Origin of the sequence: Amycolatopsis samaneae, assembly GCF_039541975.1 — a bacterium.
Lineage (GTDB): Bacteria > Actinomycetota > Actinomycetes > Mycobacteriales > Pseudonocardiaceae > Amycolatopsis > Amycolatopsis samaneae.
The window spans coordinates 228,373-255,205 of record NZ_BAABHG010000014.1 but is presented as its reverse complement, the minus strand read 5'-3'; the positions used below and the strand labels follow the sequence as shown (position 1 = coordinate 255,205).

28 protein-coding genes and 1 pseudogene are annotated in these 26,833 nt (G+C 71.7%); 10 read left to right on the top strand and 19 right to left on the bottom strand.

Going from position 1 to position 26,833, the window contains the following annotated elements:
- Window positions 1–7 precede the first annotated feature (7 nt).
- The 8 genes from ABD987_RS33125 to uraD all read right to left on the bottom strand — a co-directional run bounded on the left by ABD987_RS33125 (window position 8) and on the right by uraD (window position 7,487).
- The gene (locus ABD987_RS33125; protein ID WP_345403161.1) at window positions 8–1,453 is read right to left on the bottom strand and encodes an NCS2 family permease; all 1,446 of its coding nucleotides are present in this window, start codon (window positions 1,451–1,453) and stop codon (window positions 8–10) included.
- A 131-nt stretch (window positions 1,454–1,584) separates the two neighbouring features.
- A complete protein-coding gene (locus tag ABD987_RS33120; protein WP_345403158.1) occupies window positions 1,585–2,067 on the bottom strand; it encodes a nucleoside deaminase in 483 nt (160 codons plus the stop codon).
- Window positions 2,068–2,081: 14 nt separating this feature from the next.
- Complete coding sequence (pucD, locus tag ABD987_RS33115; protein ID WP_345403155.1) at window positions 2,082–4,382, bottom strand: xanthine dehydrogenase subunit D; 2,301 nt, start codon at window positions 4,380–4,382, stop codon at window positions 2,082–2,084.
- Window positions 4,379–4,861, bottom strand: coding sequence for a (2Fe-2S)-binding protein (locus ABD987_RS33110; protein ID WP_345403152.1), 483 nt, complete (start codon window positions 4,859–4,861; stop codon window positions 4,379–4,381). Before ABD987_RS33110 ends, pucD begins: the two co-directional genes overlap by 4 nt.
- Complete coding sequence (locus ABD987_RS33105; RefSeq protein ID WP_345403149.1) at window positions 4,852–5,721, bottom strand: FAD binding domain-containing protein; 870 nt, start codon at window positions 5,719–5,721, stop codon at window positions 4,852–4,854. Before ABD987_RS33105 ends, ABD987_RS33110 begins: the two co-directional genes overlap by 10 nt.
- Before the next feature lie 13 nt (window positions 5,722–5,734).
- A complete protein-coding gene (gene pucL / locus ABD987_RS33100; protein ID WP_345403146.1) occupies window positions 5,735–6,610 on the bottom strand; it encodes a factor-independent urate hydroxylase in 876 nt (291 codons plus the stop codon).
- A gap of 44 nt (window positions 6,611–6,654) precedes the next feature.
- Complete coding sequence (gene uraH / locus ABD987_RS33095) at window positions 6,655–6,963, bottom strand: hydroxyisourate hydrolase (RefSeq protein ID WP_378214230.1); 309 nt, start codon at window positions 6,961–6,963, stop codon at window positions 6,655–6,657.
- A gap of 2 nt (window positions 6,964–6,965) precedes the next feature.
- A complete protein-coding gene (gene uraD, locus ABD987_RS33090) occupies window positions 6,966–7,487 on the bottom strand; it encodes a 2-oxo-4-hydroxy-4-carboxy-5-ureidoimidazoline decarboxylase (RefSeq protein ID WP_345403140.1) in 522 nt (173 codons plus the stop codon).
- Between the two features lie 175 nt (window positions 7,488–7,662).
- On the opposite strand from uraD, the gene ABD987_RS33085 reads away from it, so the two are divergent.
- Window positions 7,663–9,228 carry a helix-turn-helix domain-containing protein gene (locus ABD987_RS33085; RefSeq protein ID WP_345403137.1) on the top strand — a complete coding sequence of 522 codons (1,566 nt, stop codon included), beginning with the start codon at window positions 7,663–7,665 and terminating at the stop codon, window positions 9,226–9,228.
- On the opposite strand, the gene ABD987_RS33080 is transcribed toward ABD987_RS33085, so the two are convergent.
- Entirely contained in the window at window positions 9,204–10,004 is an 801-nt protein-coding gene (locus ABD987_RS33080; RefSeq protein WP_345403134.1) for a helix-turn-helix domain-containing protein, read from the bottom strand. The two genes, ABD987_RS33085 and ABD987_RS33080, sit on opposite strands and share 25 nt — an antisense overlap.
- A 38-nt stretch (window positions 10,005–10,042) precedes the next feature.
- Between ABD987_RS33080 and ABD987_RS33075 the strand changes: the two genes are divergently transcribed.
- On the top strand, window positions 10,043–10,411 hold the full coding sequence (locus ABD987_RS33075) for a DUF4345 family protein (protein WP_345403131.1): 369 nt from the start codon (window positions 10,043–10,045) through the stop codon (window positions 10,409–10,411).
- Window positions 10,412–10,591: 180 nt separating this feature from the next.
- Window positions 10,592–11,005: an SsgA family sporulation/cell division regulator gene (locus ABD987_RS33070; protein ID WP_345403128.1), complete on the top strand. Its 414-nt coding sequence runs from the start codon at window positions 10,592–10,594 to the stop codon at window positions 11,003–11,005.
- Window positions 11,006–11,024: 19 nt separating this feature from the next.
- On the opposite strand, the gene ABD987_RS33065 is transcribed toward ABD987_RS33070, so the two are convergent.
- On the bottom strand, window positions 11,025–11,780 hold the full coding sequence (locus ABD987_RS33065) for a GAF and ANTAR domain-containing protein (protein WP_345403125.1): 756 nt from the start codon (window positions 11,778–11,780) through the stop codon (window positions 11,025–11,027).
- Window positions 11,781–11,983: 203 nt separating this feature from the next.
- Between ABD987_RS33065 and ABD987_RS33060 the strand changes: the two genes are divergently transcribed.
- Window positions 11,984–12,757, top strand: coding sequence for an ANTAR domain-containing protein (locus ABD987_RS33060; protein WP_345403122.1), 774 nt, complete (start codon window positions 11,984–11,986; stop codon window positions 12,755–12,757).
- Here the strand turns inward: ABD987_RS33060 and ABD987_RS33055 are convergent.
- Window positions 12,745–14,619 (bottom strand): CheR family methyltransferase, encoded by a 1,875-nt coding sequence (locus ABD987_RS33055; protein ID WP_345403119.1) that lies wholly within the window; start codon window positions 14,617–14,619, stop codon window positions 12,745–12,747. The two genes, ABD987_RS33060 and ABD987_RS33055, sit on opposite strands and share 13 nt — an antisense overlap.
- Entirely contained in the window at window positions 14,616–15,257 is a 642-nt protein-coding gene (locus tag ABD987_RS33050; protein ID WP_345403116.1) for a chemotaxis protein CheB, read from the bottom strand. The genes ABD987_RS33055 and ABD987_RS33050 overlap by 4 nt, the downstream gene beginning before the upstream one ends.
- A gap of 73 nt (window positions 15,258–15,330) precedes the next feature.
- Here ABD987_RS33050 and ABD987_RS33045 point away from each other — a divergent pair, with 73 nt between their 5' ends.
- The 4 genes and pseudogenes from ABD987_RS33045 (at window position 15,331) to ABD987_RS33030 (ending at window position 18,776) form a co-directional block, all read left to right on the top strand.
- Window positions 15,331–16,488 carry a type III PLP-dependent enzyme gene (locus ABD987_RS33045; RefSeq protein ID WP_345403113.1) on the top strand — a complete coding sequence of 386 codons (1,158 nt, stop codon included), beginning with the start codon at window positions 15,331–15,333 and terminating at the stop codon, window positions 16,486–16,488.
- A pseudogene (gene speD / locus ABD987_RS33040) lies at window positions 16,478–16,843 on the top strand (adenosylmethionine decarboxylase); the annotation flags it as partial. The gene ABD987_RS33045 and the pseudogene speD, both read left to right, overlap by 11 nt.
- 3 nt (window positions 16,844–16,846) lie before the next feature.
- Window positions 16,847–17,725, top strand: a complete 879-nt coding sequence (locus tag ABD987_RS33035) for a spermine/spermidine synthase domain-containing protein (RefSeq protein ID WP_345403292.1) — start codon at window positions 16,847–16,849, stop codon at window positions 17,723–17,725.
- 118 nt (window positions 17,726–17,843) lie between these two features.
- A complete protein-coding gene (locus ABD987_RS33030; protein WP_345403110.1) occupies window positions 17,844–18,776 on the top strand; it encodes a helix-turn-helix transcriptional regulator in 933 nt (310 codons plus the stop codon).
- 72 nt (window positions 18,777–18,848) lie between these two features.
- Here the strand turns inward: ABD987_RS33030 and ABD987_RS33025 are convergent, their stop codons facing one another.
- From ABD987_RS33025 to ABD987_RS33010, 4 genes are all read right to left on the bottom strand, one after another.
- On the bottom strand, window positions 18,849–19,850 hold the full coding sequence (locus ABD987_RS33025) for a chitinase (RefSeq protein ID WP_378214225.1): 1,002 nt from the start codon (window positions 19,848–19,850) through the stop codon (window positions 18,849–18,851).
- Between the two features lie 11 nt (window positions 19,851–19,861).
- Window positions 19,862–21,469: a glycosyl hydrolase family 18 protein gene (locus ABD987_RS33020; protein ID WP_345403107.1), complete on the bottom strand. Its 1,608-nt coding sequence runs from the start codon at window positions 21,467–21,469 to the stop codon at window positions 19,862–19,864.
- Between the two features lie 43 nt (window positions 21,470–21,512).
- The gene (locus ABD987_RS33015; RefSeq protein ID WP_345403104.1) at window positions 21,513–22,532 is read right to left on the bottom strand and encodes a chitinase; all 1,020 of its coding nucleotides are present in this window, start codon (window positions 22,530–22,532) and stop codon (window positions 21,513–21,515) included.
- A gap of 98 nt (window positions 22,533–22,630) precedes the next feature.
- Window positions 22,631–23,800, bottom strand: coding sequence for an MFS transporter (locus tag ABD987_RS33010; RefSeq protein ID WP_345403101.1), 1,170 nt, complete (start codon window positions 23,798–23,800; stop codon window positions 22,631–22,633).
- 94 nt (window positions 23,801–23,894) lie between these two features.
- Between ABD987_RS33010 and ABD987_RS33005 the strand changes: the two genes are divergently transcribed.
- Window positions 23,895–24,389: a MarR family transcriptional regulator gene (locus ABD987_RS33005; protein ID WP_345403098.1), complete on the top strand. Its 495-nt coding sequence runs from the start codon at window positions 23,895–23,897 to the stop codon at window positions 24,387–24,389.
- Between the two features lie 10 nt (window positions 24,390–24,399).
- Here the strand turns inward: ABD987_RS33005 and ABD987_RS33000 are convergent, their stop codons facing one another.
- Window positions 24,400–25,185, bottom strand: coding sequence for an SGNH/GDSL hydrolase family protein (locus ABD987_RS33000; RefSeq protein WP_345403095.1), 786 nt, complete (start codon window positions 25,183–25,185; stop codon window positions 24,400–24,402).
- On the bottom strand, window positions 25,175–25,741 hold the full coding sequence (locus ABD987_RS32995; RefSeq protein ID WP_345403092.1) for a PadR family transcriptional regulator: 567 nt from the start codon (window positions 25,739–25,741) through the stop codon (window positions 25,175–25,177). Before ABD987_RS32995 ends, ABD987_RS33000 begins: the two co-directional genes overlap by 11 nt.
- A gap of 51 nt (window positions 25,742–25,792) precedes the next feature.
- On the opposite strand from ABD987_RS32995, the gene ABD987_RS32990 reads away from it, so the two are divergent.
- On the top strand, window positions 25,793–26,191 hold the full coding sequence (locus tag ABD987_RS32990; RefSeq protein WP_345403089.1) for a nuclear transport factor 2 family protein: 399 nt from the start codon (window positions 25,793–25,795) through the stop codon (window positions 26,189–26,191).
- Here the strand turns inward: ABD987_RS32990 and ABD987_RS32985 are convergent.
- The gene (locus ABD987_RS32985; protein WP_345403086.1) at window positions 26,166–26,744 is read right to left on the bottom strand and encodes a dihydrofolate reductase family protein; all 579 of its coding nucleotides are present in this window, start codon (window positions 26,742–26,744) and stop codon (window positions 26,166–26,168) included. The genes ABD987_RS32990 and ABD987_RS32985 overlap by 26 nt on opposite strands.
- Window positions 26,745–26,833 lie beyond the last annotated feature (89 nt).

Below are 26,833 nucleotides of genomic sequence, written 5' to 3'. Positions count from 1 at the left end.
TCGCTCCTTACCTGAACAGGGCTTCGACGCCGGTGACGCCGAAGTAGACGCCGAAGACCAGTGCGAGCACCGTGAGCAGCCAGCCCGCCTCGCGCCAGCGGCCCTTGCAGATCTTGATCAGCACGAACGCGATGAGCCCGGCCCCGACGCCGTTGGTGATCGAGTAGGTGAACGGGATGACCGCGACCGTCAGGAACACCGGGATCACGTAGTCCGTGTCATGCCAAGGGACATTGCGGCACTGCGCCATCATCATCGCGCCGATCACCACGAGCGCGGGCGCCGCCGCCTGCGCCGGGACGACGTCGGCCAGCGGGGTGAACAGCAGCGTGGCCGCGAACAGCGCGCCGGTGACCACGCTCGCCAGCCCGGTCCGCGCGCCCTCGCCGACGCCCGCCGCGGACTCGAGGAACACCGTGTTGGGGGAGGAGCCGCTGACCCCGCCCATCACCGCGCCCGCGCCGTCGACGAGCAGGATCCGGCCCATCCTCGGCACCTTCCCGTCCCGGGACAGCCCGGCCTCGTCGGCGACGCTGGTGATCGTGCCCATCGCGTCGAAGAAGCCGGAAAGCACCAGGGTGAACAGGAAGACCGTCGCCGCGATGGGCCCCGCCGAGACGAAGCCGCCGAACAGGTCGACGTGCCCGAACAGCCCGAAGTCCGGCGCCGCGAACAGGCGGTCGGGCACCCTCGGCTCCACCAGCCCCCAGCCGGAGACGTGGAAGACCTGGTTGAGCACGATCGCGAGCACGGTGGCCGCGCCGATGCTGAGCAGCACCGCGCCGGGGACCTTCCGCGTGGTCAGCACGGTCATCAGCAGCAGCCCGAAACAGAACACCACGATCGGCCAGCCGGACAGGTGCCCGTCCAGGCCGAGCCGCACCGGCACGGTGGTGTGCGCGGAGTCCGGGGTCCTGGTGACGAACCCGGCGCTGACCAGGCCGACGAGTGCCAGGTAGAGCCCGATGCCGACGGTGATGGCGGTCTTCAGTGGCTTCGGGATCGCGTCCATGATCCGCTGGCGGATCCCGCTCGCGGCCATCAGCACGATGCAGACGCCTTCGAGCACCACCAGCCCGAACGCCTGCGCCCAGGTCATGGTGGGCGCCATCTGGAAGGCCACGATGCCGTTGATGCCCAGCCCGGCGGCGATCGCGAGCGGGGCGTTGCCGACCAGTCCCATGAGGACGGTCATCACCGCGGCGGCGAGCGCGGTGGCGGTGGTGACCTGTGCCGAGGTCAGCCGCGCGCCGGTGATGTCGGCCGACGCGCCGAGGATGAGCGGGTTGAGCAGCACGATGTAGGCCATCGCGACGAAGGTGGTGACGCCGCCGCGGACCTCGCGGCCGACCGTGGATCCGCGGCCGCGGATCGCGAAGAGACGTTCGAAGGGGGAGGCGCGGCCCGCGATCGCGGGTACGCCGGGGCGGGCCTCGGGCTGGGTCCGGGTCATGCGTCCTTCCCTTGCCGGTGGGCGTGCTTCACCACGCCCCGCGGGACGCGGGGCGGGGCGAGCGGGACGTTGGGGCTTTTCTGGTGCTCCGGTCAGCACCGGGTCGGCCAGGTCCTGGCGGTTTCCGGTGGTCAGTACTCGACGCGGGTGGTGTGGTCCAGCCAGGCCGCGAAGGGTTCGAATCCATCCACTGTGGACAGCCGGCGGACGGGTACGTCCCAGCTGTCCCTCGGCTTGTCGAACAGTTCGTAGAACGCGCGGTCGTCGAAACCGGCCTTGGCCGCGTCGTCGCGGTCGCCGGCGTAGACGACGTGGTCCACCCTGGCCCACAACGCCGAGCTGAGGCACATCGGGCAGGGCTCGCAGCTGGACACGAGCACGCAGCCGTCCAGCTTGAACGTGCCCAGTTCCCGGCAGGCCGCGCGGATCGCGGTCACCTCGGCGTGCGCGGTCGGGTCGAGGTTCGCCGTGACGCGGTTGATGCCGGTCGCGACGATCTCGTGGTCGCGGGCGATCAGCGCGCCGAAGGGCCCGCCGCCGTTCGCGACGTTCTCGGTGGCCAGCCGGACCGTTTCGGCGAGCCAAGCGGTTTCGGTGTCGCTGTGCACGAGCATGGGTTCTCCCAGGTTCAGGTGCCGGTGATGTGCTCGGGTTTGACCGGGACGCGGGGCAGCGCCAGCCCGGTGGCCGCCCGGATCGCGTTCGCGATGGCCGGGGTGGCCGAGATCGTCGGGGGCTCGCCGACACCGCGGACGCCGTAGGGCGCGTGCGGGTCGGGGCGCTCCAGCACGTCCACCGTCATCGGTGGCATGTCGAGGATGGTCGGGATGAGGTAGTCGGTGAACGACGGGTTGCGCACGACGCCGCCGGAGACCTGGATCTCCTCCATCACGGCCAGTCCGAGGCCCTGCGCGGACCCGCCGTGGATCTGGCCGAGCACCGCGTCCGGGTTGACGGCCTTGCCGACGTCCTGCGCGCAGTCCAGCTGGACGACCTTGATCAGGCCGAGTTCGGTGTCCACGTCCACCACGGCGCGGTGCGCGGAGAAGCCGTACTGGACGTGCGCGTTGCCCTGCCCGGTCTCGGGATCGAGCGGATATGTCCTGCGGTGGTGGTATTCCCGCGTCTCCTCGACGACCTCGTCGCCGAGCAGTTCGGCGAGGTCGGCCAGCACGGCGCCGTCGGCGGCGGTCAGCTTGCCCCCGCTCAGGCCCAGCCCGTCCGGGGACACGCCGAGCCGCCGCGCGGCCAGCGCGTACACCCGCTCGGCCACCGCGAGGCAGGCGTTGCGCACCGCGCCGCCGGTGACGTAGGTCTGCCGCGACGCCGAACTGGACCCGGCGTCGCCGACGCTCGTGTCGTGCGGGTGCAGGGTGACCCGCTGGACGCCGAGTTCGGTGCGCGCGATCTGCTGCTGCACGGTGACCAGTCCCTGGCCGACCTCGGCCGCGGCGGTGTGCACCAGCGCGACCGGCTCGCCACCGAGCACCTCCAGCCGCACCCGGGCGGTCGAGTAGTCGTCGAGCCCTTCGGCGTAGGAGATGTTCTTGATGGTCACGCCGTAGCCGACACCGCGGACCACGCCCTCGCCGTGCGTGGTGTTCGCCGCGCCACCGGGCAACCGCAGGATGTCGGCGTCGTCGTTTTCCGGCGGCAGCGGCAGATCCCGGACCCGCTGGACGAGTTCGCCGACCGGCGCGGGAAAGTCGACGACCTGGCCGGTGACGGTTGTCGACCCTTCGCTCAGCGCGTTGCGGATCCGCAGCTCGGCCGGGTCCATTCCGAGTGCCGCCGCGAGTTTGTCCATCTGGGACTCGTAGGCGTAGGTCGGCTGGACCGCGCCGAGCCCGCGCATCGCGCCGCAGGTCGGGTTGTTGCTGTAGACGCCCCAGCCCTCGATGTGCGCGTTGGGCACGTTGTACGGGCCGACGCTCAACGTCGTGCCGTTGCCGACCACGACCGGGGTCTTGGAGGCGTAGGCACCGCCGTCGAAGTACAGCCTCGCCCGGACGTAGACCAGCTCGCCCTCGCGGGTCGCGCCGTGCTCGTAGTACATCCGCGCGGGATGCCGGTGTACGTGGCCGAAGAAGGATTCCTCGCGGTTGTACGACATCTTCACCGGGCGCCCGGTCCGCAGCGCGAGCATGCACGAGTGGACCTGCATGCTCAGGTCCTCCCGGCCGCCGAACGCGCCGCCGACGCCCGACAGCGTCAGCCGCACCTTCTCCGGCGGCAGCCCGAGCGCGTGCGCGGTCTGCTTCTGGTCGACGTGCAGCCACTGCGTCGCGAGGTAGAGGTCGACGCCGCCGTCCTCGTCCGGCACGGCGAGCCCCGCCTCCGGCCCGAGAAAGGCCTGGTCCTGCATGCCGATCTCGTACACCCCGGAGACCACGACGTCCGCCTTCGCCGCCGGGTCGCCCTTGACGATCCGCTGGTGGCGCACCAGGTTCCCGCCGGGGTGCAGCTTCGGCAGGGTCTCGTCGTGCGCGGCGCGCTCCGGATCGGTGACCGGTTCGAGGACCTCGTACTCGACGTGGATCTTCTTCAGCGCCTGCCGGGCGATCTCCGGATGGTCGGCGGCGATCAGCGCGACCGGTTCTCCTTGGTAGCGCACGAGATCTTCCGCGAGCACCGGGGTGTCCCGGTGCTTGAGCCCGTAAGCGTTTTCGCCGGGGACGTCCTCGTGGGTCAGCACCGCGTGCACACCGGGCTCGGCCAGCGCGGCGGACACGTCGATCGCGAGGACACGCGCGTGCGGGTGCGGGCTGCGCAAGGTGGCGCCCCACAGCATGTTCTCGTGCCACAGGTCGGAGGCGTAGGCGAACTCGCCGCGGACCTTCAGCGTTCCGTCCGGCCGCAGCGGGCTGTCGCCGACGCCACCGGAGATGGTGTCGGACAGGTCCTGCGGGGAGCGGGCGGGTGCGCTCATCGGAGCGCCTCCTCGTCCCTGCGGCGGGCGGCGGCGAGCCGGACCGCGTCCATGATCTTCTCGTATCCGGTGCAGCGGCACAGGTTCCCGGCGAGCGCCTCCCGGATCTCCGGGTCGCTCGGCTCGGGGTTGCGCGCGATCAGATCGTGCGCGGCGACCAGCAGGCCGGGCGTGCAGAATCCACATTGGACGGCACCGGTTTCCACAAAGGACTCCTGGATCACGTCGAGCCGGTCGCCGTCGGCGAGTCCCTCGACCGTGCGCACCTCGCGGCCCTCGACCTGCCCGGCCGCGACCAGGCACGCGCAGGCCGGGACGCCGTCGAGGTACACCGTGCACGAGCCGCATTCGCCCTGCTCACAGGCGTTCTTCGAGCCGGGGAGGCCCAGTCGCTCCCGCAGCACGTAGAGCAGGCTTTCGCCCTCCCAGACGTCGTCGGCTTCGCGGCGTTCGCCGTTGACGGTCAGGTTCACGCGCATGTCCGTCCTCCTCGGATGTAGTCGGACCAGGCCCAGCCGAGGGTGCGGCGGGCGAGTACGGACAGCGCGTGCCTGCGGTAGGCGGCGCTGCCCCGGACGTCGTCGATCGGGTCCGCGGCCCCGGCCACCAGCTCGCCGAACCGGCGCAGCACCGAGTCCGCGAGCGGCTTCGGCGAGTCCCAGTCCAGTTCGCCGTCGAGGAACTGTTCGGCGGCGGTCGCCGCGCGGGGCGTCGGCGCGGCCGAGCCGAGCCCGGTCCCGGCGTGGCGCCGGGCGGGGTGCAGGGCCAGCCCGAACGCGCACACCGCGATGACCATGGCGTTGCGGGTGCCGACCTTGCTGAACTGCTGCGGCCCTTCGGCGGGCGCGAGGTGGACCGCGGTGATCAGCTCGTCGGGTTCGAGCACGTTCCGCTTCACCCCGAGGTAGAAGTCCTTCGCCGCCACGATCCGGGAGCCGCGCGCCGAGGAGATCTCGACGTCGGCGTCCGCGGCGAGCAGCGCGGGATGGGAGTCGCCCGCCGGGGACGCGGCGCCGAGGTTCCCGCCGACGCTGCCCCGGTTGCGGATCTGCGGCGAGCCGACCGTGCGCGCGGCCATCGCCAGCCCGGGCAGGTCCGCGCCCAGCTCGGTGATGATCCGGGTGTAGGGGACCGCGGCGCCGATCCGGATCCGGCCGTCCTGGCGGCCGTGCTCGTGCAGCTCGGCGACGCGGTTGAGGTCGAGCAGCGCGGCCGGTCGCCGGTGGTCGAAGTTCAGCTCGACCATGACGTCGGTGCCGCCCGCGATCGGGACCGCCTCGGGGTGCGCGGCCTTGGCCTCGATGGCCTCGGCGAGGGTGCCGGGACGCAGGAAGTCCATGGTGGTTTCCCCCTCAGTCCCAGGCCGGGCCGGCGGGCGGCGCGTCGTCGCGCAGCACGGTGCCCTCGATGAGCCCGTACGGGCGGTCCGCCGCGTAGAACACCTCGCCGGGGTTGTCCAGGCCGAACGGGCTCAGGTCGGTGAGGAAGTGGTGCTTGTTCGGCAGGCTCAGCCGGACCTCGGCGACGCCGGGGACCCGCTGGAGTACCCGCTCTCCCATGGCGTATAGCGTCTGCTGGAGCGAAAAACTGTAGGTCCCCGCGAACGCCTCCAGCAGCCCGGTCCTGGCGGTGCGGAAGCTCGCTTCCCAGTCGGTGTCCCCGGCCGCGGCGTGCCGCCAGGACGCGTTCACCGCGGTGGCGAGGATGCGGTCCTTGGTCTCGGCCAGCGTCGTGTACTCGTCGCGGGGGAAGCCCCAGAACTCGGAGTCGGTCGAGTTGAGCACGGTGAGGTCGGTGATCCCGGACAGCACCCACGAACGCTCCCCGTCGTGGCTCACCACGGCGGTGCGGGTGCCGTCGCCGGTGCGGGCGAACGAATGCCGCGCGGGAGCGCCGTCGATGCTCAGCCGCGACCACGAGTGCTGCTCGATGGCGACCCGCGCGAAGTGGATGCTCGGCTGGGTACCGACGAAGTGCCGGGCCAGCCGCAGCCCGAAGTCCTCGATGGACCCGATGCCGTCACGGGCGAAGGCGTACACGGTGTTCTTCTGCGTGTCGGTCGCCAGCACCTTGTCGTTCGTCCCGCGCAGGTGCGTGTCGGCCAGGTCGCCGGACAGCGCGACGCTGACGGTGAGGTCGGTGATCCCGTGCTCCTCGCCGTCCCGGTCGATGCGCACGAGCCGGACCTCGGCCTTGCCGTACCGGTTCCCGCCGAGAACGATCGCCATGCTCGGTACTCCTCGTCTCTGGTGTCTGTCTGGAGTGGACGGTCTCAGCTGCCGCGGTAGGTCGAGTAGGCGAACGGGCTCAGCAGCAGCGGGACGTGGTAGTGCTCGCCCTCGTCGCCGATCCGGAAGGTCACGGTGACCTCCGGGTAGAAGGCGTCCTGGCCGAGGTAGGCACCGGTGTCGAAGACCAGCCGGTGCGTGCCGGGCCCGGGGGACCAGCCGGTGATCCGGCCGTCGGCGTTCGTCCGGTCCTCGGCGAGCAGTGTCCACTCCGGACCGTCGGCGCGTTCGAGCCGGACGGCAACGCCCACGGCGGGGCGGCCCTTCGCGGCGTCCAGTACGTGGGTCGACAGGCTCAAGACAGCCACCTTTCCAGTCGCAGCCGGACGATCGCGCGCAGTTCCTCGCGGACGACCGCGCGTTCGGTCCGTTCGTCGTTGCCGAGGCGGGCCCGCAGCCGGGTGAGGATCTCGGCCGCCGGGAGCCCGTTCGCGCAGATCAGGAAGACGCGGTCGAAGACGCGCTCGTAGGCGGCGTTCGCCTCGGCGAGTTCCGCGCGGGCGGTGGCGTCCGCGCTCGCGGCGGACTGCTCCCGGGCCGACCACGCGGCCTCCCGGCCCGCGCCGGTGGCCCGCTCGCCGATCCGCGGATGCGCGGACAACGCTTTCTCGATCTCGGCCCAGCCGAGCGCGGCCAGTGCCGCGTCCGAGGCACTGAGCACCGCGTCGAGGCCGGGGTAGGGACGGCCCGCCGCGAGCGCGGCCGCCCAGACCGGCGAGGCGCAGCAGGCGAGCAGCTCACGCTCGGCCTCGTCGCCGGGGAGGGCGTGGAACGAGGCGAGTGCCTCGCGGGTGTCACCCGGCCGGACATCGTTCATGGTGCTGTCGCCTCCCGCCCGTCGCGTCGTCGCGATTCGCCCTGGATTTCCGGGCTGTGAAGCAGTACACACTGGTGTTCCACCGCGGGCCAGCGGTGGATTCACCGAAAGAGGAGGGGCGCGGTGACGAGGTTTTCGTGGTTTCCTCCAAAGACGGATACGAGGTGGAGGCACGGTGCGACTGAGCGCCCTCTTGGCGGCCGAGCAGCTCGGGCTCACCGTGCTGGTCGGGCAGGACCAGCTCGAACGGAGCTTCGAACGGGTCTTCACCGCCACGCTGCGTGATCCGCGGCGGTACCTCAGCGGCGGGGAACTGGTGCTCAGCGGCATGGAGTGGTGGCAGACCCCGGCCGAGTCGGAGGCGTTCGTCGCCGCGCTCGCCGAGGCCGACGTCGCCGCGCTGGGCGCGGGCACCGCGGAGTGGGGCGGTGGCCCGGTGCCCGAGCACGTGGTCCAGGCCTGTCGCAAACATCGGGTACCCCTGATCGAGGTACCGGTGAACGTCTCCTTCGCCACGATCAGCGAGCAGGCGATCCTGTGGCTGGCGGCCGAACGCGGCGAGGCCAAGGGCTCCGGCGCGTTCCTCGACCGCTACCGGCGGCTGGTGGCCGCGGTGGCCGACGGGGGCGGCGTCGCCGGCCTGCTCGCCGCGGGCTCGGCGGAACTGGGTGCCCGCTGCTGGGTGCTGTCCGCCACCGGGCGGGTGATCGCCGGGCCGGCGGGTGTGCTCGACGCGGAGCGCCGCGCGATGCTGGCCGGTCGCTTCCTGCGGGCCGACCGGCTCCCGGCGGTCGTCGGGACGGACGCGGGCCCGGTGACGCTGCTGTCCGCCGCCGCGCGGGCGGGTCACCGCGTGGTCAGCTGGTTCCTGGTGCTCGACGGCGACCACGAGGCCAGGGAGCCGGTCGATCGAGAGCTGGCCGCGGAGCTGGCCACCCTGGCCGGTCTCGAACGCACCCGGCTCGACGAGGCGAAGCGGGCGGAGGACCGCGCGGCGGTCCCGCTGTTCCGGCTGGCGCTCGCGGAGCACACCACCGCCGCCGAGGTGGCCGCGCGCCTCGGCGAGGCGGGCCTCGCGCCCGCCGACCCGGTGTGCGCGGTGTCGGTGAGCCTGGACGGCGGCGGCCCCGGCCTCGCCGCGGTGCTGCTGGCGGAGCTGCTCGCCCCGCTCGGGGACCGCGCGACCGTCGGCGATCTCGACAGCGAGACCTTCGGCCTCGCCCGGCTTCCCCCGGACGCGGGATTCGGCGCGGCGGACGCGCTCGTCGAGGAGGTGCGGGACGCGGTGCGGGCGCTGGAACCCGTGCTCGGGGCGGCGCGGCTGGCGGTCGGCGTGAGCCGGGCGCTCGACGCGGCCGGGCTGCGCTCGGCACTGCACGAGGCGCGGCACGCCCGCAAGCTCGCCGAGCTGTCGCCCGGCCGGGCGACCGTGGTGGCGGGTGACGACGTCGCGTCGCATCCGGTGCTGCTGGCCGCGGTGCCGGAGGAGCTGCGGCGCTCGTTCCGGGCCCGGGTGCTCGGGCCGGTGCTGGCCTACGACGCCGCGCACAAGTCCGAGCTGGTCCACACGCTGCGGGCGTTCCTGCGGAACTCGGGATCCTGGACACAGACCTCCGCCGAGCTGCACGTCCACGTGAACACCCTGCGCTACCGGATCAGCCGGATCGCGGAGCTGACCGGCCGGGATCTCGCGTCGTTCCCGGACCGGGTCGATCTCTATCTGGCACTGGACCAGGAGTGACCGGGGCCCTCGGGGACGCGGATGGCGACGCCGGTGGCGAGCAGGCGGCTGGGCCGGAGCCCGAACATGGCGTGGAAACTGTCACTGAGGTGCGACGGGCTCGCGAACCCGGCGTCGGCCGCGGCCTCGGTAAGCCCGCGGCGCGCGGCCAGCAGCGTGCCGGCGCGGAGCATGCGGGCCCACAGGCGGTAGCGGCGGAAGCTGGTGCCGGTGTGCTCGCGGAACAGGTGCAGGAACCGTGACGGGGACAGGCCCGCCTCGGCCGCCAGCCCGGCGGCCGGGAGCGTGCGGTCCGGATGCGCCAGAAGCCGCCGTGTGGCAAGGAGAACGCGTTCGTCCACTGTGACCGTCCGCAGTGGACTCACCAGCTCTGTCCAATGCTCCGGATCGGTGCCGGGCGCGAAGAGCGCACCGGCGGCGTGGACGAGCTCGGGTTCGTGCTCGTGGCCGTGGTGGACCGGGCCCTCGGCGGCGGTCATCGCGGCGCGGCAGCCGTGTTCGCGGGCGGACGCCGGATCGAAGTAGCAGAACACCATGCGCCCGGCGGACACGAGCCGATGGGGTGTCCGCGCCGCGACGAGCGCGCTGCGGACGGTGCGTTCGCGGCCGTCCGTCTCGACCGTGAACGCGCCGTCCACGCCGACGGCGAGGCACGAGACCGAGCCGGAATGCCGGGCCAGCCCGAGCGACGGCCCGGCGTACAGGGCCTCTCCCGGCCGGAGCCACAGCGTCGCGCAGCACGTTTCCGGAAGCGGCGGGGCGGGGACGGCGGGCACGGTGTCCTCCTGATCGTTGCCGGTTTCGAGGAGGGTACGTGGCCGAGGACATCATCGTCGGGGCCGTCGCGGTGTTCTTTCTGGGTATGGGCGTGCTGGGGCTGGTGGCGCCCGCGGCGCTGGTCCGGCCGTTCGGCATCGAGCTTCGCGCGCCCGAAGCCGTCTCGGAGATCCGGGCCGTCTACGGCGGCTTCGGCGTCGCGATGGCCGCGCTGCTGGGTGCGGCCGTGTTCGACGTCGGGGGCATCCGGACCGGGGCCGTCGTCGCGGTGGCGGCCGCGCTGGCCGGGATGGCACTGGGCCGGGTCGTGTCCCGGCTGGCCGGAACGCGGACCGGCGGCTGTCCGAACTGGTTTTACTGCGGGGTCGAGGTGGTGGCCGCGGCCTTGCTGATCATGACAATCTGAGTTACCCGAACTTGTGACGGGTGTCATAAAAGTGTCGCCTGTGGGTGAGAAAGAACGACGGATCACTGACCCTAACGTGTGAAAAGTTTTCACAGGGGATCCGAAAGTGACTCACCGTGCGTTATGTGTAGTGCAAGATCAACACAACCTCCCGTGGCACACAGATGGGGTGCATCGCACATGGCCGAAACGCACAGCGTCACCCGGGCGCGGATCGAGTTCGGGCTCCGCACCTTCGGGGCGAGCCCGCTGCCGGTCCCGGTCGAACTGGAACACGACACCGACGACCCGTACGCGATCGTCGCCGTTCTCCACGCCGGGGCGAACATCGTCCGCTGGATCTTCGGCCGTGACCTGCTCGCGGACGGCCTGCTCGCGCCGACCGGCGAAGGCGACGTGCGGGTGAGCCCGGCCGCCGACCGGTCGAAGGCCGTCGTGGAGCTGAACTCGCCGGACGGCGCGGCGGTACTGGAGGCACCGGCCCAGGAACTGGCGGCCTTCCTCGACCGCACCTACGAAAAGGTCCCGGTCGGCGAGGAGTCGCGGTGGTTCGACTTCGACGAGGAACTGGCCAAGCTGGCTCTGCTGGACTGAATCCCCGGTGCGGCGACGGTCAGTCGAACGACACTTCGCCGCGCAGCACCCGCCGCGCCAGCCGGTCCACCGCGATCCCCTCGGTGAACGCCCGCGCCCGCAACAGGGCCACCGCGTCGTCGGGCGAGCAGCGATGGCGCACCGACAGCATGCCCGCCGCCTGGTGGACCACGTCCTGGTACGAGGACTCGACGAACAGCCGCAGCGGGTCGTCGTCCGGGAACGGTGACGACGGCAGCAGTACCGTCCGCGCGAGCGCGTCGGCGACCCGGTTCGTGGCCGTCGCGAGCGCGGGGGAGATGGTGGGACCCCGCCGCAGGAGGCACAACGCGCCGACGCAGCTGATGGGCTGCCGCAGCGGCACCGCGAGGACGGCGCGCACCCCGGCCCGGCGTACGGACGGCGCGTAGTGCGGCCACCGGGTGCTGAGCACCTCGTCCGCGGCCGTGACAGCGGCGCAGGTCCGGACGGCGTCCGTGATGGGTCCTTCCCCCGAGACGAACTCGGCGTCGCGGGCGACCGTGGCGTCGCCATCCGACGCGGTGGACAACGCGACCTGGTCGTCCGTGCTCACCAGGGTGAGTACGATGCTGGCGTCGCCGAGCGCCGCTCCGACGGAAGTGGCGAATTCCGGTTGCCGTTCGACGCTGTTCTCGTCGATCCAGGCGGCCAGCCTCGTGGCGTGCAAGGCCTGGAGTTCGGCCGAGGTTCGGTGCCGTTCCGCCGTCCGGCGGTGCAGAGTCGCCATCCGTTGCCGGAGATCCCGCAACGCCACGGGATTTTCCTTGGCAAGTTTTTCATAGTGCGAGGCGAGGTCGGCCGCCCGGGCGGTGCGTCGCTGTTCACGGGCGACTTCAAGCCATAGCCTGGTGATGACCGCGTGTGTTGCCTCGAACCCGGGCACGGCTCTCAAAGTACTCCGAGAACCGGGGCGTGCATATGAACCCGCCTTGTTGGCGACGATCGAAGGGCCGGGTGTTGAACGACCGGGAACGCTGGATAGCCGACGCCCTGGTCGATCTGTCGGACACGCTCGACGCCGACTTCGACGAGGCCGACTACGTCCACACCGTCACCGCGCGGCTGAGCGAGCTGCTCGATCCCGCGGAGACGGGACTCCAGCTGACCGATCGCGCGGGCACGGTGACCACGACCGTGGCGAGTACGCCACGGCTGGGTGAGTTGCTGTCCGCGGAGGAGATACTCGACGAAGGTCCCTGTACCTCCAACCGCCGTGACGGCGAGGACCTCGTCAACGACGTGCTCGCGGCCGCGGACACGAAATGGCCCCGCTACGCCCCGGCCGCGCGGGAGCACGGATTCGTCGCGGTCTCGACGATTTCGTTGCGGCGCCGCGACGACGTGGTCGGCAGCGTCTGTGTGCTCAGCCCGGTCGGCAGCGCGGTCACCGAGGACGAGCGGAACTCGGCGGGGGCCGTGACCTCCGTGGCGACGATCGGCATCCTGCAGAACCGGAGGCTGCGGGACACAGCCCGGACGTCGAGCCAGCTTCAGCGCGCGCTCACCAGCCGGGTGCTCATCGAACAGGCCAAGGGCGCGGTCGCCACCCGGCTGGGTGTGCTCCCCGCCGAGGCGTTCGACCTCCTCCGCGCCTATGCGCGGCGGCACAACACGCTGCTCGACGAGGTGGCGAAGGCCGCGGTCGGCGGGGCGTTGTCCGGATACGACCTCATCGCCGACCGCGCGGCGCCGCGGCGGCGGCCCTCACGCGGGGCGGATCAGCTCCGGTAGGTCTCCTCCATCAGGAGCACCACACCGTCGCTCTCGGAGTCCAGCGGGGAACAGGTCACCGTGCAGGTGATGTGCCGCCCGATCCGGTTGACCGCCTCGATCTGCTGCGGGTCCGTCCGTTTGCCGCCCTGTGTGCACTGCTGGATGGTCTCCCGCAGCGACGCGGTCGGCAGCCCGAAGTCGAGGGTGAAGAACGACTGGCCGACCACCTCGTCCGAGCGCAGGCCCCAGAGCTCCTCGGCGCCCTTGTTCCAGCTCCGGACGAGCAGGTCCGCGTCCACGACCACGACACCGGCGGCGACACTGGAGAGCACGCCCTCCAGGAACGTCCGTGCCTCGTCGAGTTCGTCCGTGCGGGCCCGCATCTCCTCGTTCATCGTCTCCAGTTCCTCGTTCCCGGACTGGAGTTCTTCGTTGGTGGTCTCCAGTTCTTCGTTGGTGGACTGGAGTTCTTCGTTGGTGGTCTCCAGTTCCTCGATGCTGGACTGGAGTTCTTCGTTGGTCGTTTCCAACTCCTCGTTGGTGGACTGGAGTTCCTCGCGGGCGGTCTCCAGTTCCTCTCGCTGCCGCTTGACGTTCCGCTGGAGCTGCGTTATAGCCGTCGAGTCGTGGAAGGTGACGATGACGCCGGCCCCGCGCGAGTCGCTGCCCCACAACGGCTGGATGTGGATGTCGACGTACTGCACCTCGTTGGGGTCGATCCGCCGTTCGATGGAGTCGACGCGGACCACGCGGTGTTCGGTGTAGGCCTGCTCGATCAGCGAGCGCAGCTCGATCGGCCGGTAGGACACCTCCAGATCGCGGAACGGCCTGCCGACGTCGCGGGTGGTCAGAGCGAACATCGACCGCATCTGGCTGTTCGCCAGGATGACGGTGCCGTCGGTGTCGATGCCGAGCATCGCGACGGGCGAGCTCTCCAGCGCCAGCTCGCGCAGCTGCCGTTTCTTGCGGACCTCGTCGGGGTCGATCGTGACTCCCGCCTCGAGTTTCACCGGGGTGGTGCGGTACATCGCGGCCGCCTCGCCGGTACGCCGCTGGAAGATCCGCTGCCGCATGTTGACGACCTTGAACCGGTCACCGTTCGACAGCAGCATTTCGGCCTTGCCGAGGAACAGATAGGCCGCTTCGCGCAGCGCGAAGTGGAACCGGTCGATGATCTGCGTCTGCGCTTCGACGTTGAAGTACATCAGGGTGTTGCGGCAGACCAGGAGATCCAGCCGGGAGATCGGCGCGTCACGGGTGATGTCGTGGCGGCCGAAGATCACCCGGCGGCGCAGGTCGGGCCGGAAGGCGTGGAGCATGCCGTTCGGCTCGAAGTACTTGTTCCGGAGTTCCTCCGGCAGTGCTTCCAGCGCCCTGGACGAGTAGAGCCCCGCCCGCGCGTCGCGTAACGCTTCTTCGTCGACGTCGGTGCCGTAGATCTTGAGCCGCTTCACGCATTCCTGGATGCCCAGTGCCTCGGCGAACAGGATCGCCAGCGAGTAGGCCTCCTCGCCGCTGGCGCAGCCCGCGCTCCACACCCGGATCTCCTCACCGGACTCGATGTTCGCCAGAATGCCGGGCACCACTTCGCGCTGGAGGACCGACCAGGCCTCGGTGTCGCGGAAGAAGCTCGTGACGTTGATCAGGATCGTGTTGAACAGGAACCCGAACTCTTCGCTGCTGCTCTCCAGCCGGTCGCGGTAGTCGGTGTAGCTGTCGATGCCTACCTCCGCCATCCGTTTCCGGACGCGGCGGGTCAGGCTGGTGCGCTTGTAGCCGGTGAAGTCGAAGCCGCGGGAGTCGCGGATGAAGGCGAGCAGGCCTTCCAGATCGGTGTCCTCACCGTTCGAGGCGACGGCGTTGTGGTCTTGGTCGGTCATGACTTCCTCGCCTCGACGAGCCCGCGAAGCACAGGGGCGATCTCGTCGAGCTGGAGGACGAAGTCGACGGCGCCCACCTCGACGGCGGCCTCCGGCATGCCCCGGAACTCGGCGGTCTCCGGATCCTGGGCGATCACCGTACCGCCACGGGATTTGACTGCGGACACGCCCATCGTCCCGTCGCTGCCGGTGCCGGTGAGTACGCACGCGATCGCGCGCGGCCCGTAGGTTCCGGCGACCGATTCGAAGAGCAGATCGGCGGACGGCCGCAGGAAGTGGACGAGCTCGCTGTTGGACAGGGTCAGCCGCCCGCCGGGTTCCACGAGCAGGTGTTTGTCCGGGGGTGCGATGTACACCATCCCCGGCTCCGCCTCGTCACCGTCGCGCGCCAGCTGCACCGGGAGCTTGGCCCGGCGGGCGAGAACCTCCGCGATGATGGTCTGGTGCCTGCGGTCGAGGTGCTGGACGACGACCACCGGCACCGGCAGGCTGTCGGTGAGCCCGCCCAGTACCTGGCCGAGCGCGGTGATGCCCCCGGCCGAGGACGCCAGGGCCACGATGTCGAAGGGCGGCCGGATGGGGTCGTGACCGGGCGTGGACGTCATGTCCGGATGGCTTTCCGGAGGCTGCCGTGGCACCCCTACAGCCTAGCGAGCGGTGCCCCCGGGGCCCGTGTTCACCCGTCCGGGGGCATCTTGAGAGGCTGGGGCGGTGACCAGCCTGACCCGGATCCGCCGCTTCCTCGACGAGCGCGAACCGCCGACACCGTGCCTCGTCGTCGACACCGACCTGGTCGCGGCGCGCGCGGCGGAGGTCGCCGCCGCGTTCGGCACCGCGCGGATCCGGTACGCGGTGAAGGCGAACCCGGCGCCACCGGTGCTCGACACGCTGGTCGCGGCCGGGGCGGGCTTCGACGTCGCCTCGCCCGCGGAGATCCGGCTGTGCCTGGCCAGGGGCGCGGATCCGGCGGCGCTCGCCTACGGGAACACGGTCAAGAAGCCCGCGGACATCGCCTTCGCCTACGAGCGGGGAGTACGCGAGTTCACCACCGACGCCGAGAGCGACCTCGAAAACCTCGCCCGGCACGCGCCGGGGTCGGCGGTGTCGGTCCGGGTCCTGCTCGACGCGCCGGACTCGGTGACGCCGTTCGGCCGCAAGTTCGGCTGCGAGCCCTCGGTCGCGCTCGACCTCGTGCTGCGTGCCGCCGCGCTCGGCCTGCGGCCGGGGCTGGCCTTCCACGTCGGCTCGCAGCAGCCCGACCCGTCCGCCTGGGAGATCGGGATCGCGACCGCGGCCAAGCTGTTCGCGGAGGCCGCCGCGGCCGGTGTCACGCTCGACCGGCTGAACATCGGGGGCGGGTTCGCCGTCGGCTACCGCTCGGAGGTCCCCGCGATCGCCGAGTACGCGGCGAAGATCGGCGACGCGCTCCGCACGCACTTCCCGGACGGCGCGCCCGAGCTGACCATGGAGCCGGGCCGGGTGCTCGTCGCGGCGGCCGGGGTCCTGCGCACCGAGGTCGTGCTGGTCGCGCGGCGTTCCGCCACGGACGAACGGCGGTGGGTCTACCTCGACGTCGGCCGCTACAACGGACTGGCCGAGGCGGAGAACGAGGCGATCGCGTACCGCTTCGAGCCGCTGGAGGAGCGCGGCGGGCCGTCGGGGCCGGTGATCCTCGCCGGGCCCACCTGCGACGGCGACGACGTCCTCTACCAGCGCACGGCGTACGAGCTGCCCCTGTCGCTGCGGGCGGGCGACCGGTTCGACATCCTCGCCGCCGGTGCCTACACCGCCAGTTACTCGTCGGTCGCCTTCAACGGCATCGAGCCACTGCGGACCTACTGCGTGGGGAGGTACGGCGATGCCGCCTGAGGGGGAGATCGGCCGGTTCGCCGGCAGGCACGTGCTCGCCGAGCTGCGCGGGATCGACGCCGCGCTGCTGGACGATCCGGACCGGCTGCGCGCGCTGCTGACGGCCGCGGTGACCGAGGCGGGTGCCACGGTGTGCGACGTGGTGGCCCAGCGTTTCGTGCCGCAGGGCGTGACCGTGGTCGCGATGCTCGCCGAGTCGCACGCGTCGGTGCACACCTATCCCGAGATCGGCGCGATGTTCGTCGACGTGTTCACCTGCGGGGACCGCGCCGACCCGGAGCACGCCGTCCGGTTGTTCGCCAAGGCGCTCGACGCGAGCGCGCTCGAACTGTCCACCGTCCTGCGAGGGGAACGCCAGATGCCCGAGGTCACCGAAGTCACCGAGATCACCGAGCCGGTCGGTGCCGGGTTGCGCCGGACCTGGGAGGTCGGCGAAGTCCTCTACGCCGGGCGCACCGCGTTCCAGGACGTCCTGATCGGACGGACCACGCAGGGCGTCTCGCTGTTCTGCGACGGCGAGCGGCAGAGCACCGAGGCCACCCAGCTCGTCTACCACGAGGCGCTGATGGTGCCCGCCCTGCTGCTGGCCGAGCGGGTCCGCCGGGTGCTGGTCATCGGGTCGAGCGAGGGCGTGGTCTGCGAGCTGGCGCTGGCCGCCGGCGCGGAGCTGGTCGATCACGTGGACATCGACGAGCAGGCGGTGCGGGCGTGCGCCGAGCACCTGCCCTACGGCTACACGCCCGCCGAACTGGACCGCGCCGAACGCGGCGAGGGCCCGGTGCGGGTGCACTACCGCGACGGCTGGGAGTTCCTGGCCGAGGCGAGCGAGCGGGGCGAACGCTACGACGTCGTGGTCATCGACCTGCCCGACGAGAACGCCGACCCGGACGCCCAGCACAACCGCCTGTACGGCACGGACTTCCTGACGCGCTGCGCGGGCCTGCTCGCCGAGGGCGGCGTGGTGACCAGCCAGGCGGGGTGCCCGACGATGTGGCGCAACGAGACCCTGCTCGCGTCGTGGCGGCGTTTCCGCGCGGTGTTCGGCTCGGTGCTGTACCACGGCTCCGACGAGCACGAATGGGCTTTCCTGTCCGGCCGGGCGGACCGGATCGACGATCCGGCAGGCCGCGCGGCGGACCGGCTCCGCGAAGGCAGGCTCCGGCCGTCCACAATGGACGAGCAGGCGCTGCGCGGCTGTGCCGTGCCACCGTATTCGGTGCGCACCGCGGACCGCTAGCGGCGCCGGGAGCGCCGCTGGGCCGATCCCCTACGGACGAAGGTTGTTTTGGTCTGGACCTTCGGGCAACGATGGCCGTTGCTTGTTCAGCGCGCTGAACGTCGGAAGGGGCACGGCGATGACGCTGGAGAGTCTCGGCGTCAGCGGCGCCGAGCAACGGGTCTACGAGGTCCTCCTGCGTCATCCCGAGGTCACCTTCACCCGGTTGGCGGAGCTGACCGGGATGACGCCCAGCAGGCTGCGGCCGCTGGTGGCCTCGCTGGCGGGCAAGGGAATGCTGACCAGGACGACCGGCCGTCCCGCGCTGATCGTCGCCTCGCCGCCGGACATCGCGGTGGAGATCCTCGCCCAGCGGCGACGGGCCGAGATCGAGCAGGCACGGCTGTCCGGCGCGTCCTTCGGCGCGCGGCTGCGCCTGGAGCAGGGCCCGGTCCGCCAGGTGATCCGCGACCGCGGCGCCGCGGCCCAGCGTTACCGGCAGCTGCACCAGGTCGCCAGGACGGACCTGCTCGTGGTCCGCCGGTCGCCGGACGCGGTCCTGCCGCTGGACGCGCACCGCCAGCTCCAGCGGGAGGCGCGGGCCCGCGGGGTGCGGAGCCGGACGCTCTACGAGCAGGGCGAGCCCGCCAGGCCGGTGCCGCACGAGCCGGAGGCGGGGGAGCAGGCGCGGACGCTGCCCGCGCCGCCGGTCCGGATGGTGATCGCCGACGGGCGCCTCGGGCTCGTCTTCGCCGAGCCCGCGAGCGGGCACCAGGCCGTGGTGGTGTCCTCGGCGACCGTGGTGAGCGGCCTGGTGGCGTTGTTCGACCTGCTGTGGGAGCGGGCGAGCCCGCTGTGGCCGGAGAACGGCCGCGCCGGGACGGGGGAGGAGGACCGGCGGTTGCTCGTCCTGCTCGCCGCGGGCCTGACCGATCAGGCGATCGGGCGGAAACTCGGCGTCGCCCAGCGGACCGTGGAGCGCCGGGTCCGCAGGCTGATGGACGCGCTCGGCGCGCGGACCCGCTTCCAGGCCGGGCTCCAGGCGGCCCGGCGCGGACTGCTCGAACCCTGAGCCGTGGAAAAAGGTGCCGGTGCCATCGTGGGGCGATGGCACCGGCACCCGGACCGGCCGGAGAGAGTCGGGTCAGAATCCGGCGGTCACCCTGGTGAAGTCCCAGTCTTTCTGCGCGATGCCGCTACAGGTCGACTGCACGCCGCCGCCCGGGCAGGGGCGGTCGCGGTTGACCGCCCAGAACGCCAGCCTGCCCAGCCCGTTCGACTTCGCCCAGCCGGTGATCCGGGTCCAGGTCTCCACGCTGGTCAGTTCCTGCTGGTCGGACAGCCCGTTCATGCCGGAGATCCCGGTGCGGCGGAACGCCTCGGCGTCCGAGAGGCCGAACACCGACTTCAGCTTGTCCTTCAGCGCCGTCACGGCCTTGACGGTGTTGCCGTACATGTCCGCGCCGCCGCCGAAGTCGAACGGCATGAGCGTGAACACGTCGACCCCGGCGTCGAGCGCCTTCGCCCGCTCGACCAGCCGGTTGCCCCAGGAGTTCGGGCCGGAGGTCGTCGTGCCGAAGGTGAGGATCGTCTGGAGGCCGGGGTTGCGCTGCTTGAGGATCTTCAGCGCGCCGAGGACGCGGTCCTGCACGGTCGCGTTCTCGAACTCGTCGGTGTTCTCGATGTCGATGTCGATCGCCCTGAGCCCGTAGGCGCTGATCACCTTCTGGTACGCGCCGGCCAGTGACGCCGCGTCCGGGCAGTTCGGGCCGAGCTTGTTGCCGCTCCAGCCGCCGACCGACGGCACGACCTGCCCGCCCGCGCCCTGGATCGCCTTGATGGTGCGCGCGTCCACGCCGCCGGCGAGCGGCCGCTGGCCGTCCCACGCGGGGTTGCACCCGCCGGAGGCCAGCACGAACGCCATGGTGAACGCCTTGACCCCGGTCGCGTTCATCACCGACGTCGCCGACGGCGGGTTGCCCCAGCCCAGGAAGAGGTAGGGCGCGCCGGGCCCGGCCGCGGCGGGCCCGGCCGCGGCGGGGGCGGCCGACGCGGTGGGCGCCGTGACGAGAGTGGTGCCGAGGACGGCGGCCGTCGCCGCCAGGCTCATCGAGGAGCGCACTTTTCCGAGTAATCGCTTACGCATCGTGTGTCCTTTCAGGACAGACCGCCGCGGAGGGCGCTGATGAGTTCGCCATTGGCGGTGTCGCCGGTGAGTTCCCAGAAGAACGCGCCGCCGAGACCCTGTTCCTTCACGTAGCGTGTCTTGCCGCCGATCGTCGCCGGGGTGTCGTAGCTCCACCAGTTGCTCCCGCACTTGGCGTACCCGGTGCCCGCGACGGTGCCGGTGGACGGGCAGCTGTTCTTGAGCACCTTGTAGTCCTCGATGCCCGCCTCGTAGGTGCCGGGCGCGGGACCGGTGGCGGTGCCGCCCGGCGCGTCCTGGGTGACGCCGGTCCAGCCGCGGCCGTAGAAACCGACACCCAGCAACAGCTTGTTCGCCGGGACGCCCTTCGACTTCAGCTTCTGGATGGCGGCGTCGGTGTTGAAACCGTCCTTGGGGATGCCGGGGTAGGTCGTCAGCGGCGAATGCGGTGCCGTCGGGCCCTTGGCGTCCCAGCCGCCGAAGAAGTCGTAGGTCATCACGTTGAACCAGTCGAGGTACTGCGCCGCGCCGCCGTAGTCGGTCACGTCCATCTTGCCGCCGTTGCTCGCGTCCGCGGTGATCGCCGAGGTGACCAGGTACGAGGAACCGAACTTCGAACGCAACGCGCCGAGCAGGTTCTTGTAGGCGTCGGGACCGCTGGTGTCACAGCTGAGACCGCACGCGTTCGGGTACTCCCAGTCGATGTCGATGCCGTCCCAGATATCCGCCCAGCGCGGGTCCTTGAGCAGGTTGTAGCAGGACTCCGCGAACGCCGCCGGGTTCTTCGCCGCCTGGCCGAAGCCGCCGGACCAGGTCCAGCCGCCGAAGGACCAGATCACCTTGAGCCCGGGATGCATCTTCTTCAGCTTGCGGAGCTGGTTGAAGTTCCCGCGCAGCGCGCCGTTGTCCCAGGTGTCGGCCACACCGTCCACACTGGACCCGGCGTCGTAGAACTTGTCGTAGTCGGCGTAGGTGTCGTCCCTCGCGGAGCACGAACCGTTGGTGACGTTGCCGAAGGCGTAGTTGATGTGCGTCAGCTTCGAGGCCGAACCGCTGGTCTCGATGTTCTTGACGTGGTAGTTGCGGCCGTAGACGCCCCACTGCACGAAGTAACCGACGTTCTTCAGCCCGCCGGGATCCGGTGGGGTGGTGGTCGTCGGCGGGGTGCTCGTCGTGGGCGTGGTCGGCGCGGTGCTCGTGGTGGGCGGGGTCGTGCCGCCGTCACACGCGGCGCCGTTGACCTTGCAACCGCCGGGCGCGCTGTAGGTGCCGGAGTACTGGACGTTGAAGCCGAAGCTCACCGACGCGCCGGCGGCGACGGTGCCGTTCCAGGTGCTCTTGACCGTGACGTGCTGGCCGCTGGCGGTGTAGCTGCCGTCCCAGACCGACGCGATCTTCTGGCCCGCGGCGAGGTCGAACTCGACCGTCCACGAGCTGACCGGCGCCGAGGAGCCGTTGCTGATCGTGTATTTGCCTTCGTAGCCGGCGCCCCAGTCGGAGCCCTTGGTGAACGCCGCGGTCACCGTGCCCGCGGCGCTCGCCGGGGCCACCGCGAGCCCGGCGCCGAGCGCCCCCGCTGCCACCAGCAGTCCGAACAGGTGCCATCTCTTTCTGGACATCGTTCTCCTTGTCAGTGCGGGAAAATCTCAGTGCCGGGAAAGGTCAGCTCTGGTACTGCGCGACGATCTTGGCGAAGTCGTAGGGCTGCTGGGACACGCTGCTGCACTTGCCGTCGACCCAGCCGGTGGGCCGGGTGCACTCGCGGTCGCGGTTGAGCGACCAGAACGAGAACCGGCCGAGCCTGTGCTGTTGCGCGTATCCGAGCAGGGTGCGGAAGGTGGCGGCGGTGAACAGCTCGCTGGGCTGGTCGGTGTGCCCGTTCATCAGGATCAGCCCGGTGCGGGCGTAGGTGGCCGCGTCGTCGAGGTCCGGCCGCAGCGCGCGGAGCTGCCCGTGCACCTGCGCCATGATCTTCTGGACGTCGGCGGCCATGCTGCCGCCGGGGCCGCCGTAGTCGAAGGCCATGATCTTGTAGAGGTCGATCTCCGCGCCGAGGTCACGGGCGCGCTGGATCTCGTCCCTGCCGAGACCGGACAGCCCGACCGTGGTGGTCGGCAGGGTGAGCGAGACGTGCAGGCCGGGGTTGCGCTGCTTGAGCGTCTTGACCGCCTGGAAACGCCTCGTCTCGCCCGCGACGTCGCCGAGGTCGTCGCCCTCGATGTCGAGGTCGATGTGGGTGAGCGAGTACTTGGTGATGACCCGCTGGTACGCGTCGGCGAGCGAGCCCGCGTCCCGGCAGGCCGCGCCGAGCTCGCGGCCGTTGTACCCGCCGAAGGACACCGAGACGTCGCCGCCCGCCTGGCGGATCTGGGCCACCTTCCCCGCCACCACGGTGTCGGAAGCGACCGGCTGGGCGGCGTTGCCGTCCCACACCGGCGTGCAGCCGCCGCCGTCGGGCGCCAGCACGAACGCGAGGATGTAGCTCTTCTGCCCGCTGGCCGCGATCGCCGCGCCGATGTCCTGCGGGTCGTTGTCGAGCGGCATGTAGTACGGCGCGGCCGTCAGCCCGCCCGCCGCCGCGTGCGCGAGGTGCGTACCGGCGAGCACCGCCGTGGCGGGCAGCAGGAGCGCGGCCGCGCTCAGCGTGACCGCTCGGCGGATACGGCGAATCGTCGTCCTCATTGACGGCCTCCCGGGAAGCGTGGTCCTCACGACGCTACGTGGTCTGGACCAATTGTGGGAGGCGGAATGCCGACGTGTCGGTATTCCGACACCGTGCGCTAGACGGTGGTTTTCCGCCGGGCGGCGGTGATCGCGGCGGTCGCGAGCAGCGCCGCGGCGAGGGTGGCCAGCCCGGCGCCGAGCCCGGCGAACGCGGCGACACCACCGGCGAGCAGCGGGCCGCCCGCGTCCCCGAGTTCGCGGCCGACCTCCGCGCTGCCCATCGTCTGGCCGAGCCGTTCGGGCGGGGTTCCCGCGGCGAGCGCGGCGAAGGCGAGTGGGGTGACGAGCCCGGTGCCGGCGCCGATCGCGACCGCGCTCACCAGGATCCCGGCGACCCCGGGAACGGCGGCGGCGACCACGAAACCGGCGGCGGCGAGCACCAGGCCCGCGGTCGTCCCGATCCGGTCCGGCAGGCGCCCGGCGTCCCTGGCCCGCCCCGCCCACGGCTGGACGAGCGCGGCGGCCGCCGCCAGCAGCGAGACCGCGACGCCGGTGACGAGCGGGCCGAGGCCGGTGGCCGCGCCCCGGACGGGGAGGAAACCGACCCCGGTCGCGACGGCGGCGGTGGCCGCGGCGAGCGTCAGCGTCGGCAGCAGGAAACCCGGACGGGCCAGGCGACGGGCGAGGTCGAGCAGCGTCTGGCGAGTACGGGGCAGCGGCGGGGCCGCGGGCACCGCGAGCGCGGCCCACCCCGCGACGGCGGCGGCGAGCACGGCGAGTGTGGCGAAGAGCAGGGCGAACCCGCCCAGTGCGATCAGCGCCCCGCCGAGCACCGGGCCGAGGGTGTAGCCCAGCCCCTTCCACGCGCCGTACCGGCCGAACGCGCGGCCGTGCCGGGACGCGGGGGAGAGCCGGGCGACCATCGCGCTCGCGGCGGGGGAGAACGCGGCGGCCGCGGCGCCCTGCCCGAACCGGGCCAGCCCGACCAGCGCGGGGTCGTCGGCGAGCGCGAACGCCGCGGACGCCACCGCGAAGGCGGCCAGCCCGCCCAGCAGGACGGGCCGGGGCCCGATCCGGTCGGCCAGCGAGCCGAAGACGGGCTTGAGCACGACCTCGGCGCCGTCGTACACCGCGAGCAGGATGCCGAGCGTCAGCAGGGAGGCGTGCGCGCCGCCGAGGTACCCGCCGAGCCCGGCGGCGATGCCGTGCGCGCCGAACGCGGTGACGAATCCGGCGCCGTACAAGGGAAGTACCCGGCGGAGCGGAGTGTCCTCCGGCGTTGTCACGGCGCCTCCCGGTCTCGCCCGACACTCTAACCCGGACGCGCGGCCGTCCCGTTACCCTGGCGAAGAGACCCGGACAGTACGGAGCGCATATCAGATGAGTCCCACATCTTCTCCGCGTACGGCCGCCGCGCGTCGGCGACGGTCCACAGTGGCCGTGAAGGAGTCGATGCGGGAGCTGCGCAGACAGCTTTCGCTACTCAACCACCAGGTCGGCGTGCGGCTGGAGCTCAAGGACGTCGATCTGGACTGCCTCGCGCTGATCGGCGCGGACGGCCCGCTGAGCCCGAGCGCGCTGGCCCGGCGGGCCGGGCTGCACCCGGCGACGGTCACCGGCATCCTGGACCGGCTCCAGCGCGGCGGCTGGATCGTGCGCGAACGGGACCCGGACGCGGCCGACCGGCGGGCGGTCACGGTGCGCGCGGTGCGTGACCGCACCGCCGAGATCTTCGGGCTCTACGCGGGCATGAACACCGCGATGGACCGGCTGTGCGCCGGGTATTCCGAGGCCGAGCTCGACCTGCTCGCCGGGTTCCTCCGGCGCGCCACCGAGGCGGGCCGGGAGGCCACCGACGACCTGGCGGCCCGCTGAGCCCGCCGGGTCAGCGCGGGGACACCGGGGCGAGCTCGGGCCGTTTCGCGGTGCGCCCGTCCCCGGACGACCGGCCGAGCAGCCGCCGTCCGAGCCAGGGCCCCAGGAAACCCGCCGCCCAGCTCAGCTCGGTGGCCGCGCGCCGCCAGGGCACCGGTTTTTCTTGCGGGGCAAGGGGAATCGACCAGGAATCGTCGCTGCCCGGGAGGCCGAGGGTGTGCGCGACGGCGTCGGAGAGCCGGGCGTGGCCGAGCGCGTTGAGGTGTAGCCGGTCGGTGCTCCAGAGACGCGGGTCGGTGCAGACCGGGTAGGCGGACAGGTCGACGACGAGCACCCCGTGCCGCGCCGCGGCGGCCCGGACCCGAGCGTTGAAGTCCGTCACCCGCGCGCTGAGCGGCTTGGCCGCCGGGACGAGCCGGGCGGGGTCGGGCAGCGCCACGGTGACCACGGTCGCGCCGATCCCGGTGAGCCCGGCGAACATCCGCTCGACCTCGGCCGCGACGGCGGCGGGATCGCACCGCGGCCGGATGAGATCGTTCATCCCGGCCAGCACGGTGGCCAGGTCCGGCCGCAGGCCGACCGCCGCGGCGAGCTGCCCGGCGCGCACCTGGTGGGCGAGCCGTCCGCGCACGGCGAGGTTGGCGTAGCGGAAGTCCGGCGCGGCGGTCGCCAGCCGCTCGGCGAGGCGGTCGGCCCAGCCCCGGTAGCCGAGGACGTCGTCGCCGTCGTTGAGTCCTTCGGTCTGGCTGTCGCCGAGGGCTACGTAGCGGGCGAACACCCGGTCGTCAGCGGACACCGGCGGCCACCCTCGCGCGCAGCACCGCCGCGGCCCGGACGCACCAGGCGCGGTGCCCGGCCTCGAACTCGCGGCCCCGCAGGCAGGTCAGGTACGGCCCGACGCGCGCGCCCTCGCGCAGGAACGTCTCCTCGTCGAGCTCGCCGCGCATCCGCCGCAGCAGCTTGCCGAAGACCTCGATCTTGGCGTCGGCGACCAGCACCCGCTCGTCGAGCTGCCGGATCACCTCGTCCGCGCCCGCCGCGTCGGCCGCCTGCACCTTCACCATGAGGTCGTCCCGGATGAACGACGGTTTGGCCGGCGAGGCGGCGAACCGCGCCAGCTCGTCGACGCCCGCGCCGGTGACGGTGAACAGCCGCTTGTTCGGCCGGGTCTCCTGGATGACCTGGCGGCCGGCGACCAGGCCCTCCTTCTCCAGCTTCGCCAGTTCCAGGTAGAGCTGTTGGGGCAGCGCGTGCCAGAAGTTCGCGACGCCGACGTCGAACGCCTTGGCCAGCTGGTATCCGCTGCACTCCCCGTCCAGCAGCGCCGCGAGTACGGCGTGTCGCAGAGCCATCCGGTCCCGGCCTCCCTTGTGTGATAGTCACAAAGCACTATAGTCAATTTTATGACTAATGGTAGCCACCCCTTCCGGGCCGCCGTCGAGGCGGGCGACCACGAGGCGATCGCCGCGCTGCTGGCCGAGAACGTCGTGTTCACCAGCCCGGTGGCGTTCAAGCCCTACGAGGGCAAGCCGCTCACCGCGGCGATCCTGCGCGCGGTGTTCCGCGTGTTCGAGGACTTCCGCTACGTGCGCGAATTCGGCGACGGCGCCGACCACGCGCTGGTCTTCCGGGCCACGGTGGCGGGCAAGGAGATCACCGGCTGCGACTTCCTGCACACCGATGCGGACGGCCTGATCGACGACTTCATGGTCATGGTCCGGCCGCTCTCGGCCGCGAAGGCGCTGTCGGAAGCCATGGCGGCGGAGTTCGACCAGGTCAGGCGTGAGGTCGCCGGGGTGTGACGCGGTAGCGCAGCAGGACGACGCCGTTGCCGAAGGCGCGGGTCTCGGCGAGTTCGAGCTCGTCCCCGGTGTCCGAAGCGGCGAACAACGGCTTGCCGCGGCCGAGCAGGAGGGGGTTGACGTAGACGCGGTACTCGTCGACCAGTCCGAGCCGCCGGAAGGTCGCGGTCAGTTCGGCGCCACCGAGCGCCAGATCGCCGCTCGTCCGCTCCTTGAGCGCCCTGACCTCGTCGGCGACGACCTCCCGCACGACGGTGGTGTTCCAGTCCGCCCGCGCCAGCGTCCGCGAGTACACGTATTTCGGCATGTCACGCCAGATCGCGGCGAACTCGGCCTCCGGGGCGGTGCAGCCGGGGGCCGTGTCGGCCGTCGGCCAGTACCCCGCCATCAGCTCGTAGGTGACCCGGCCGTCGAGGAAGGCGCCCATCGTCCGGAGATGGTCGTTGAAGTGGGTGTGCAGTTCCTCGTCGACCCGGTGCCAGCCGATGTCGCGATCCGGCCCCTCCATGAACCCGTCGAGCGAGACCGACATGGACACCACGATGTCTCCCATGCGGGGAGCGTACGGGGATGGTACGACAATAGCAGACTTTTAGGTTAGCCTAACCTTGCAAAATGGGCTCGGCCTGCGGTCCAATGAAC

Coding starts and splice junctions, on each gene's coding strand:
- pucL (WP_345403146.1), bottom strand. CDS start 6,610: ATGGCGATCGTTCTCGGCGGGAACCGGTACGGCAAGGCCGAGGTCCGG.
- ABD987_RS33055 (WP_345403119.1), bottom strand. CDS start 14,619: ATGACCGACCAAGACCACAACGCCGTCGCCTCGAACGGTGAGGACACC.
- ABD987_RS33015 (WP_345403104.1), bottom strand. CDS start 22,532: ATGAGGACGACGATTCGCCGTATCCGCCGAGCGGTCACGCTGAGCGCG.
- ABD987_RS32990 (WP_345403089.1), top strand. CDS start 25,793: ATGACTAATGGTAGCCACCCCTTCCGGGCCGCCGTCGAGGCGGGCGAC.
- ABD987_RS32985 (WP_345403086.1), bottom strand. CDS start 26,744: ATGGGAGACATCGTGGTGTCCATGTCGGTCTCGCTCGACGGGTTCATG.
- ABD987_RS33110 (WP_345403152.1), bottom strand. CDS start 4,861: ATGCGCGTGAACCTGACCGTCAACGGCGAACGCCGCGAAGCCGACGAC.
- ABD987_RS33120 (WP_345403158.1), bottom strand. CDS start 2,067: ATGCTCGTGCACAGCGACACCGAAACCGCTTGGCTCGCCGAAACGGTC.
- ABD987_RS33035 (WP_345403292.1), top strand. CDS start 16,847: ATGCCCGAGGTCACCGAAGTCACCGAGATCACCGAGCCGGTCGGTGCC.
- ABD987_RS33005 (WP_345403098.1), top strand. CDS start 23,895: ATGAGTCCCACATCTTCTCCGCGTACGGCCGCCGCGCGTCGGCGACGG.
- pucD (WP_345403155.1), bottom strand. CDS start 4,382: ATGAGCGCACCCGCCCGCTCCCCGCAGGACCTGTCCGACACCATCTCC.
- ABD987_RS33105 (WP_345403149.1), bottom strand. CDS start 5,721: ATGGACTTCCTGCGTCCCGGCACCCTCGCCGAGGCCATCGAGGCCAAG.
- ABD987_RS33070 (WP_345403128.1), top strand. CDS start 10,592: ATGGCCGAAACGCACAGCGTCACCCGGGCGCGGATCGAGTTCGGGCTC.
- ABD987_RS33025 (WP_378214225.1), bottom strand. CDS start 19,850: ATGCGTAAGCGATTACTCGGAAAAGTGCGCTCCTCGATGAGCCTGGCG.
- ABD987_RS33125 (WP_345403161.1), bottom strand. CDS start 1,453: ATGACCCGGACCCAGCCCGAGGCCCGCCCCGGCGTACCCGCGATCGCG.
- ABD987_RS32995 (WP_345403092.1), bottom strand. CDS start 25,741: ATGGCTCTGCGACACGCCGTACTCGCGGCGCTGCTGGACGGGGAGTGC.
- uraD (WP_345403140.1), bottom strand. CDS start 7,487: ATGAACGATGTCCGGCCGGGTGACACCCGCGAGGCACTCGCCTCGTTC.
- ABD987_RS33020 (WP_345403107.1), bottom strand. CDS start 21,469: ATGTCCAGAAAGAGATGGCACCTGTTCGGACTGCTGGTGGCAGCGGGG.
- ABD987_RS33030 (WP_345403110.1), top strand. CDS start 17,844: ATGACGCTGGAGAGTCTCGGCGTCAGCGGCGCCGAGCAACGGGTCTAC.